General features: G+C 61.3%; 3 protein-coding genes. All 3 read left to right on the forward strand.

Annotation, left to right across the window (positions count from 1 at the left end; genetic code table 11):
* Positions 1-113: 113 nt before the first annotated feature.
* Entirely contained in the window at positions 114-344 is a 231-nt protein-coding gene (locus tag BHE01S_RS25835) for a hypothetical protein (protein ID WP_157025632.1), read from the forward strand.
* A gap of 504 nt (positions 345-848) precedes the next feature.
* Complete coding sequence (locus tag BHE01S_RS25840) at positions 849-2,597, forward strand: ShlB/FhaC/HecB family hemolysin secretion/activation protein (protein WP_157025634.1); 1,749 nt, start codon at positions 849-851, stop codon at positions 2,595-2,597.
* Between the two features lie 109 nt (positions 2,598-2,706).
* The coding region (locus BHE01S_RS25845; protein WP_042268866.1) for an ESPR-type extended signal peptide-containing protein at positions 2,707-11,271 on the forward strand (8,565 nt) is incomplete at its 3' end.

Here is an 11,271-nt window from a genome sequence, read left to right on the forward strand (position 1 = left end):
TTTTGTTAAATCTCTTAATTTTGACCGTGTTTTTCATTCGCAAAAACCTGTCGTAGCGTGTGCGAGCCTTGAGGGAGGGCGGCGCGCGCAGCGCGTCAAGTGAGAGAGGGGGCATGGAATTGCCAGATATTCTTCTATTAATTATCTCAGCGATGCTGATGTTGGGTTGTGCTGCCTTGATGCTGATGATCTCGATGCGCGACCCCCTGAAAATGCTGTCTATTTCTTCGATCGAGCGTCGTATCGAGCCCGCGTGGACGCTGTATTTCACGCGCGGCGGGATCGTCTGTCTGCTTGTTTCGCTGATGTTGCTCATCGGCTTTATCGGCCTGCTCGCCCAGTGAGTGCCTGGTGGCTACCAGGCCGCTGCGCGGGAAAGCCCGCTGTCGCTCTGTCCCGTAGCTCGGGCGCGAGTCCTTCCGCTCTTATTGCGACCCTCCTCCTTACCCGCGGCAACCAGCCGCACTCGGGCGTGCCTGCAACGAGTCTCGCGACCCCGCTCTCCAGTCCGCCGCGTTGGCCGTCTTCACGCCATTCCCGCCAGTTACGAAATTCGGTAAGAAGTGTCTTCGCTTAAATAGAATTTTTGCTATTTCCCGCTTACCCACCGAGCAGTATCGTATCTGCGGTAGTGGAGTCGCTCTCGTCGTGAATGTTGTCGAGTTCGTGATGGGTCCTCGTCGGTAAGCGGTAAGAACGTTCGTTTCGCTCAGTCATTCAAATCACTAATGTAGTTATCCGAATTAATGGCGGATAACACACGCGAAAAGCCATTCCGGTCACTCGACCGGCGATGCGATCGGGGAAAACCTGCAACGGCTGCGATCCGGGCATCTCGTCCTGGATGCGTGCGCCCTGACGATCCGAACTTCAACGTCGTCGAGATGGCTCCTTGCCACTATTCGAACGCCTTAAACGTAAATCAGGAAACGGTCACTATGCGGACTCCGGAACATAACTCTCGAATTATGGGGCGACTGCGACCGATGTCGCTCGCGATCGTCTCCGCGCTCGCCCTGTTTAGTGGCGCTGTCTCGGCGCAGGTGCGCGTAACAGCGGTCGACTTTTCTCCCGTCTCGGACGTCAAGTTCCAGAAAGACGTGGTCGAAAAGCGGCTGACGCCGATCGGCAGCAGCCTGATTGGCGAAGACGTTGCCAGTCTCAACTTCACGGATGCCGCCGCGAAGATGAGCGAGGCTAGCCGCTCCGCGGGCTGGCTGATTTCGCGCGTGGTGGTGACGCCGGCCGACAAGCAGGCGGCCATGAAAACGGGTGTGCTGCGCTTCACCGTGCTGGAGGGCGCGGTCGGCAGGATCACGCTCAATAACACCTCGAAGGTCAAGACGCGGCGTTTAGCCAAGACACTCAGCACGGCGCTGTGCGACAAGTACGAGTTGCAGGGCGATACGCTCGTGTGCGAGGGCGGCAAGCCCCTGACGAACGCATCGCTCGAGCGCGCGGAGCTGCTGCTCAGCGACATTCCAGGCGTGCAGCTCGGCGTGCCGAGCTTGTCGGCGGACGGTGTGGGCGTTGGCGAAACCCATTTGACCGAAGGTGTGACGCCGCTTGGCCGTCGTCTGCAATTCGGCCTGGGCGTCGATAACTACGGGTCGAGTTCCGTGGGGCACGCGCGCTTCGTTGGCACGGTCTCCGGTGTGAATCTGCTCGGCGAGGGCGATGTGCTGAAGGTTCTCGCCACGGCCACCGACAAAAACTACTACGGCGGCGATATCGACTTCAGCTTGCCGATTGGTTATAGCGGCCTGCGCTGGTACGTGAACGCATCGAGCACCTACTTCACGATCAATGATTCCGATTTGACCGGCCGCTCCACGGGTGTCGCCACCGGTCTTTCCTATCCGATTTTCCGCGCCTTCGGTTACGACCTTCGCGCAAATATCGACCTGTCGAAGTCCTGGGGACGCAGCACCTTCGGGGGCCAGGAGCTCAGCAATTCGATCACGAATGCCCTCGACGCCGGTTTGACGTGGGACGACGGCGATCGTCGCCGCCTCGCCGGAGAAAGCTTCACGGCTGCGAACTTCACGCTGACCAACGGCCACCTGAATATCGCCTCAGCCGCGAGCGCCCAAGTCGATGCACTGACCGCGCAGACGCAAGGCCAGTTCACGAAGGCGGTCTACACGCTGCTGCGCAAACAGAACCTGTATTCAGGTACCAACGCGCCGTATCTGCTGATCAATCTGCACGGGCAGTTCGCGAGCAAGAACCTGGACGCGGGCGACAAGATGGTCACGGGCGGCGTGAGCGGCGCGCGAGCCTATTCGACCGACGAGCCGATGGCCGACACGGGCCACATTTTGCAGCTCGACTTGCGCAAGCCATTCACGGTCAAGAACACGGTGGTGACCGGTGGCATTTTCTTCGATGCGGCCCACGTTCGCATCAACAAGGATCCGTGGGACGCCTCGCAAAACACGCGAAATCTCCTCGATGCCGGTATTTCGCTGGACGCGAATATCGCGAAGCACGCCTCGCTCGGTTTGATGTGGGCGCACCGATTGGGTGGCGAACAGAGTATTGCCAACCCGGGCTCGCCGTCCCAGCTGTGGCTGACCTTCAGCAGCCAGTTCTAACCCAGACAGATTGTGAAAATCAGCGGGCATGCATAGACGATCGATCGCGGTCAATCCCGTTCGATCGAGCATGCGCCAAGAATTAAAGATAATTTCGGACTAGAAAAAAATGAATGCAAAGCTGCGTCGCCTCGTTTTCAGCAAGCGCCTCGGGATGCTCGTTGCCGTGGCGGAAACTGTGATGTCGCAAGGGAAGGGCTCGGGGGCAGGCTCTTCCAGTGGCACGGCCGCGTCGCTCGACGAGCGCGCGGGAACGAGTGCGGAGTCGACGCTCGTGCACAGCGTGGGCAACAACGGTCCCGGCAAGCGCTGGTCCGTGATGACGCTGAAGGGACTTTCACTTTCCGTTGCACTCGCCTACCTCTCGCCCGCCTATGCCGCCGCCCTTCCCACGGGCGGCGTTGTCGCTGCGGGCAGCGCGTCGATCAGCACGCCGTCGTCGAGCAACATGGTCATCAACCAGACCTCGCAGAACGCCATCGTGAACTGGCAGTCGTTCGGCATTGGTTCGGGCGCCAGCGTGCAGTTTCTCCAGCCCAATTCGAGCTCGGCCACGCTCAATCGCGTGCTCGGCAGCAGCGTCAGCGAGATCAACGGCAGCCTGACGGCCAACGGCCGTGTGTTCATCGTCAATCCGAATGGTGTGGTGTTCGGCAATGGCGCGTACGTCGACGTCGGCGGCCTGCTTGCCACGACGAAGAACATCAGCGACAGCAACTTCATGTCGGGCAACTACCAGTTCTCCGGTAGCGGTGCGGGTGCGGTGATCAACAACGGCACGATCAATTCGGCGCACGGCTTCGTCGTGCTGCTGGGCAATCAGGTATCGAACCACGGCACGATCGAAGCGAACGGCGGCCAGGTCGTGCTCGGTGCCGGTGACGCGGCGACGCTCACGCTGAACAACGGTCAGGTGGTGAACGTCACGATCGATTCGCCGACGGCGCAAGCGCTGATCGAGAACACCGGCACGATCAAGGCGGACGGCGGCATGGTGCTGCTGAGCGCACGCGGCGACACCACGGTGCTGGACTCGGTGATCAACGTTTCGGGTCTCGTGTCGGCGCAGGGCGGTTCGGTCGATATCGACGGCGGCAGCAGTGGCGCGGTGATGCTCAACAACGCGACGGTTGACGTGTCGGGCGGCCAGGCGGGACAAACTGGTGGCACCGCGCTGATTCAAGGCCAATACATTGGCCTCGTCAATGGCACGCACGTGAATGCGAGCGGCGCGGCGGGCGGCGGCCACATCATTTTGGGCGGCGACACGCTGGGCATGTTGCCCGGCCAGAATGTGACCTTCGCGCAGGGCGTCGTGGTCGACGGCACTTCGAGCCTCGACGCGTCGGCGCTCGTGAGCGGCAACGGCGGCACAATCGAAACGTCGGGCCATTCGGCGTGGATCGACGGCAACGTGACGGCAGCGGGTGCGGGCGGCGGCGGCGCGGGTCACTGGCTGCTCGACCCGACCAATATCACGATCGACAACAACACCACGTCCGTGAACGTTTCGAACGGGGTGGCCGGTCTGTTCAACGGCACGGGCAGTTCGGGCCACGTCTCGAACGTTACGATCGCAAACACGCTCGATACCGGCACCGACGTCACGGTGACGACCGCGAGCAACGGCACCGACGCGGGCAACCTCGTCGTGGCGGCGTCGATCTACAAGACGGCGGGCGGCAACACCAACCTGACGCTGAATTCGAACGGCAGCCTGACGATCCAGCGTAACGTCAACATCACGTCGACGGCCGGCACGCTGAACCTCACCGAAAACGTCGGCGGCGGTTCGGCTGCGTTCGCGGGCAACAACACGATCAGCCTGAACGGCGGCTATCTCGTCGTCAACAGCACCAATGCGGGCAGCAGCGATGCAATCACGTTCAACGGCTCGAACGTGCTGGTGCAGGCGGGAGGCATCAATCTGACCGGCACGGCCACGACCGGCGCCGGCGTCAATTTCAACGCCAACAATGTCACGCTCGCTTCGACCGGCGACGTGAACATTGTCGCGAATTCGACGAGCGGCACCGGCCTCAATCAAGCCGCCGGCGGCACGGCGAACATCAGCTCGTCGGCGGGCAACGTGTCGATTTCGGCGTCGACGAGCGGCAATGCGATCAGCACGTCGGGCACGATGTTCAACGTGAGCGCGGCGCAGAACGTCAACATCTCCGGCACGAGCACCGCGAATACGAACACCGGCGTGCTTTTCGCCGACACGACGACGCAGATCAGCGCGGGCAACAACGTCTCGATCACGGGCAGCGGTGCGACCGGCGTCTCGGCGCAAGGCAACAGGAACCTGAACATTTCCGCCGCGAACGTGACGATCACGGGCGCGGGCACGTCGGCACGCGGCATCGCGCTGGACTACAACGTCAGCATCACTGCCAATAGCGGCAACGTGACGCTCGCGGGTACGAGCACGAACTCGTACGGCATCGAAATGCTTGACAGCGGCAACAAGTCGATCAGCGCGGCGCAGAACGTCGTGCTGAACGGCTCGGGTTCGTACGGCACGGTGGTCGATTACGGCCTGAATGTGTCGGCCGCGAACAATGTGTCGATCGGCGGCACGGCTTCGAGCAACAGCGGCGTGTCGTTTGGCGCGAGCGGTGGCGCGTCGACAATCGTCGCGTCGAACGTCACCATTGCTGGTACGAGTTCAGGCAGCGGCGCGGGCGTGCAGTTGTCTACGACGAACATCAGCGCGGTGGGCAACGTATCGGTGTCGGGCCAGTCGTCGTCTGGCTCGGGTGTCTATGGCGCGGGCAGCGTGCTGAACATCACCGCCGGGCAGAACATTTCGATCACGGGGAATTCCTCGGGTAGCGGCTATGGCGTCTATCTGGGCTCGACGCAAACCAATCTGAATGCTAGCCAGGAAGTCGTAATCAACGGCGCGTCCACGTCGGGCACCGGAGTGTACACGGCCGGCTCGTTCGCGGGCATCGTGGCGGGCGGCAATATTTCCGTTGTGGGTTCGAACTACAACAACGTCAATGATGGCATGAACCTCACGGACACGAACACGGTGCTGTCCGCGGGGCAGTCCGTGATCCTGTATGGTCGGGGCAGCAACGCCGTCGAGGTAACCGGCACCAACTTCAACGTGACGGCTGGCAATATCTCGATATCGGGCGACGGCACGGTCTATGGTCTGTACGCGCACGGCAAATCGTCGAACCTCACCGCGACGGGCGGCGACGTGACGCTCGCCGGTTCCGCCACGACGGGTACGGGCGTGAGCCTGAACGGCCAGACGAACATTTCGACGCCGGGCAATGTGTCGATCAACGGCACGGGCGCGTACGGCGTCTACCTCGGCGGCGTGAACAGCACGTCGACGGGCAACTTCACGGTGAACGGCACCGCGACCACCGCTATCGGCGCGTTGTTCGTCGGCTCGGACAACATCACCGCGTCGAACGTCAACATCACGGGCGTCAGCGGCTCGAACGGCTATCACGGCATCGAGCATCAGTCGTCGCTGAACGTCAATGCCGTGGGCAATGTCGCCATCGCGGGCAGCGGTTCAGCAGGTTTTTACGGCACCAACGTGAACGCGACGGCGGGTGGCAACATTTCCCTGACCGGTACGGGTACGTCAGGCCAGGGCGTCTATCTGAGCGGTGTCACGAACGATCAGGCGGGTCAATACGTAACCATCCAGGGCACGAGTGCCAGCTCGGATGGCACGGACCTGATGAGCAGCGCCAGCATCACGGCAGGCGCGGACATCGTCATCAACGGCACGTCGGCCGGTAGCGGTTACGGCGTCCAGCTTTCGGGGGCCAATGTCAATATCGCATCGACCGCCGGCAATGTGACGATCGCTGGTAATTCCGCTTCGGGTACGGGCTTTTATTCCCCGGCTAACGGCGGCTTCCTCGGCACCGGCATCTTCGCGTCGACGTCGTATCTCAATGTTGCGGCCGCGCAGGACCTCCTGATCACGGGCACTTCCGGGAGCAGCGGCGTCGGTACTTCGCTGGGCGCGACCGGTACGAACCTCCAGGCGGCCGGTAATGTGTCGATTCTCGGCAATTCCAGCAGGGGCGACGGCGTCTACGCGACCGGCACGTATCTCAACGTCACTGCGGGCAGCAACCTGTCGATCACGGGTATCGACGGCACGCAGGGCAACGACGGCGTCCAGCTGACCAACACGAACACGCTGTTGTCCGCAGGCCAGGCAGCGGCGGTGAACGGTACGGGCTCCAACGCCATTGAAGTGGCCGGCACCAACTTCAACGTGACCGGCGCCAACGTCACATTGAACGGAAACGGCACGAACTATGGCGTCTATCTCGGTGGCAGTTCGTCCAGCCTGAACGCGACGGCAGGCGATGTCGTCGTCAACGGCACCTCCGCGACCGGAACCGGCGTCAGCTCCAACAGCCAGACGAACATCAGCGCTGCGGGCAACATCACCGTGACCGGCGGCGGATCGACGGGGGTGTGGACGGCCGGGGTGAACGAAACCGCGGGCGGCAACATCACGATGACCGGCAACGGTTCGGCCGGCCAGGGTGTTTGCGTGACGGGGACGTTGAACCAGAACGCCGGGCAGTATTTGACCATCCAGGGCACGAGCACGAGCTCCGATGGCGTGGATCTGAACGGCAACACGAACATGACTGCCGGGTCGGACATCGCCATTTCGGGTACGTCGACTGGCAGCGGCGTGGGTGTCGGCTTGAACGGCGGCTTCAACATCACCTCGACCGGTGGAAACGTCTCGATTACAGGTAACTCGTCGACCGGCGTTGGTGTGAATTCGCCCGCGCCCAGCAGCGGCCTGCTGGGCACGGGCATCTTCGGATCGACCAACAGCCTGAACGTTACCGCTGCGCAGAATCTTTCGGTGACCGGCAATTCCGGTGGCGGCAGCGCAGGCGTGTACCTCGGCGCGACGCAGACCGGCCTCAAGGCAGGGGGCAATGCGTCGGTGAGCGGCAGCTCGTTGACCGGTTCGGGGATTTACTCGACCGGAACGTATCTCAATGTTTCCGCCGGACAGAATCTGTCCATGGTGGGTTATGTCTCGAATCTGACCAGCGACGGCATCAACCTCACGGCGACGAACACGCTGCTGAGCGCGGGACAGAATGTGCAACTTACCGGCGAAGGCTACAACGGCATCGAAGTCAGCGGGAACACCTTCAACGTCACGGGCGGCAGCGTTTCGTTGAGCGGCCAGGCGCCGAACTTCGGCGTGTATGTCCATGATTCGGCCAACCTTACGGCGACGGCCGGCGACGTCAATGTTTCGGGCGTTTCGTCGGGCAATGTCAGCCAGAGTATCTGGACCGATATCATCGGGACCATATCTATTGGCATCATCAACCTCAGCTCGCCGAGCGGCACCGGCGTGAGCTTCGGTAGCCAGACGAACATTAGTTCGGCTGGGAACGTCTCTATCGACGGGTCGAGCATTTACGGCGTGCATTTCGCCGGGCTGAACAGCAATTCGGCCGGTAATTTCTCCATCAACGGTACAGGTAGCGTCGCCGTCGGCACTTATCTGGACGGCGCGACGAGCATTACGGCTGCGAACGTCAATATCACCGGGAACAACACGAATAACGAGAACTATGGTGTCTATCAGACGTCGTCCGTCGTGATCAATACGACAGGCAACGCGACGATTACCGGCAACGGCACCACGGGCTACCAGGGCTGCGGTACGCTCAACGTGCATACAGGTGGCGATTTCACGCTGACCGGTGTGGGCGACAGCGGCAACGCAGGTATCTACCTGGCGAACACGGTCAACGTTACCTCGAATGGCACGGCGACGTTCAACGGCACGAGCGACACGGGCTACGGTTTCTATGATGTCGGCAATATCAACGTCACCGCCGGCAACATCTCGATCTACGGGAATAGCTCGGCCAACGGCACAACCGGCGTCTACCTCTACGGCACCACCAAGGTGCTCAACGCCACGAATAACCTGACGATCGTCGGTAGCGGCCAGGAAGGCGTGGCGATCAGCACGACAAATACAATCAGTGGCGGCAACGTCACGATCGATGGCTATGGCACGTCGGGTAGCGGTATCCATTTCACGTGGTACGGTACGACGATCACCGGAACCAGCCCGAACGGCACCGTTGCGCTCTACGGCTATAGCTCGAGCGCGAATGGCATTCTGAACGACAGCTCCGGCTTCCTGAACATCAATTCGACGGGCGGCGATGTGAGCGTGATCGGCAATTCGAGCTCCGGCGTGGGCTTGCCGGTCAGCCAACCGATGACGATCATCACGAACGGCGGCGACGTATTGCTGGAAGGCAACTCGGTCGGTACGGCCACCACCGCGAATGGCTTTGCGCCGACAGGCAACATCAATGTCAATACCGCGTCCAGGACGGGCATAGGCGGCAACGTCACCATTGCGGGCTCGTCGGCAGGCAATGGTTACGGTGTTTACTACAACACCTATCTGCCGAACGTCACGACGGGCGGCGGCACGTACACGATCAATGGCACGTCGGGCAGCAACACCGGCACGTATCTGAAGGTCGTGCCGAATCTCTCACTCGGCAACAACGTCACGATCATCGGTAACTCGGATACCGGTGTGGGTCTGTACGTCAACATCAACACGCAGAACATTACCGTCAACGGCACCGACGCGCTGATCGGCACGTCGCGCACGAATGCCGGTTATGTGATGTCCGGCAATCTGAGCTTCGCAGGCGTCAACGGCTCGCTGACGATCGAGGGTGTTTCGCAGAACAACACCGGTTTGCTGATCAACCCGAACAGCGTGGTCAACGTCACGGGCAACGTGACGCTCGTGGGTATTTCGGGTAACGCGACGGGTGTTCAGGCATCGTCGGCAACGCTGATCAATTCCGGCAATGGCACGATGAACGTCCAGGGTGAATCGACGAACAGCGTGGGTCTCGCGCTGAACGGCACCACGGTGACCAACACCCAAAATGGGTCTGTGAACCTGCAGGGCGTCACCGTAGATGGCAGCGATGGCCTGTATGCGAACGGCGCGAAGATCACGAACGCCGGTGCGAACGGCACTCTGACGGTGACGGGCGAAGCGCTCGCCGGCGTTGGTAACGGCACGCAGATGGTCAACACGAACGTCGTCAATGCAGGTAATGCGACCATCGGCGGCAACTCGATCGGCGGCGCTGCGCTGCAACTGTCGGGTGGCAACACGATCTCGGCCACCACCATGCTCGGCACCTCCCAGAATGGCGTGGGCGTGAACATCTCGAGCGGCGTCAACAACCTCAACGTGGCGAACATCGAAGGCGGCAGCAACGGCAGCGGCATTGGCGTGTTGCTGGCAGGCGGAACCGTCAACGTGACGGGCAACGTGACCGGTGTCTCGGATTCGGGTACCGGCGTGGCATTCGAGTCGAACGGCACGACGCGGATCGGCGGCAGCGTGGTCGGCGAGAGCACGAACGTTTCGGGTTCGGGCGATGGCGTGGTGTTCGACTCCGCGAGCGCGCCGCAGATCGCGGGCACGATTTCGGGTCTTGCGGCGGGAAGCGGCGATGGCGTGCTGATCTCGGGCGGCAACCTGTCGATCACGCAGGCGAACGGTCTGACCGGCAGCGCCAATTCAGGCGCGGGCGTCAACGTGACCGGCGGCGCGCTGACCACGAGCGGCAACGTGACCATTACCGGCTATTCGCAGTCGGGTGTGGGTATCAATATCTCGGACGCGCAGCAGAACGTCACGTTCGCAGGCAACCTGACGCTCAACGGGACGACGCAGACGGTCAGCGACACGTCCGCGGCCGTCAACATCCTGAGCAACATCAGCTCGATCGGTAACGGCAGCCTGAGCGTGAACGGCGGCAATTCCACGTTGAGCATGGCTAATGTGATCAATATCGACGCGAATATCACGGCGTCGAATGGCACGGCCAGTTTCTGGAACGTGGGGCCGTCGATTACCCAGGGCGATGGCCTCATCACCGCGCAGGCAGTGTCCTTCACGGGCCAGGGCGCGACGGTTGTGGGCTCGCTCGATACGAATGACCTTGTTGTTCAGCGCGGCCAGGAAGTGTTGATTACCGATAACCTCACGGTTCCGGGCAACCTGACCTTGAGCGGTACGGATATCAACGAGTCGGCTACGGGTATTTTGTCTGGTGCGAACGTCTCGTTGAACGCGACGAACAACATGACGCTCGATGGCGTGGTCACGTCGCCGAACAATGTTTCGCTCTCGGGTAACAACATCACCGTCAACGGTACGGTTTCGGGTGCGAATACGACGGTTTCGGGCGGGAACGTCACCAACAACGGGAATATCACCAGCACGGATAACACGGCGGTGAACGCGACCGGGAATGTCACGAATAGCGGGGATATCAACGGTACGAATACGTCGGTTTCCGGTGGGAATGTGACGAATGACGGCAACATCACGGGCACGAGCAACGTGTCGGTGAATGCGACCAATAACGTCACGAACAACGGGAATATCACCGGTGGGAATGCGTCGGTTTCCGGCGGAAATGTCACGAATAACGGGAATATTACCGGCACGGATACAAGTGTCTCGGGGGGTAATGTTTCGAATGGCGGGAACATCAGCGGCACGGATAACGTGACGGTGAACGGCACGGGTGATGTGACCAACGATGGCGACATCAGTGGTACGAACACGTCGGTGTCGGGC

This window comes from Paraburkholderia heleia NBRC 101817, from assembly GCF_000739775.1.
Lineage (GTDB): Bacteria > Pseudomonadota > Gammaproteobacteria > Burkholderiales > Burkholderiaceae > Paraburkholderia > Paraburkholderia heleia.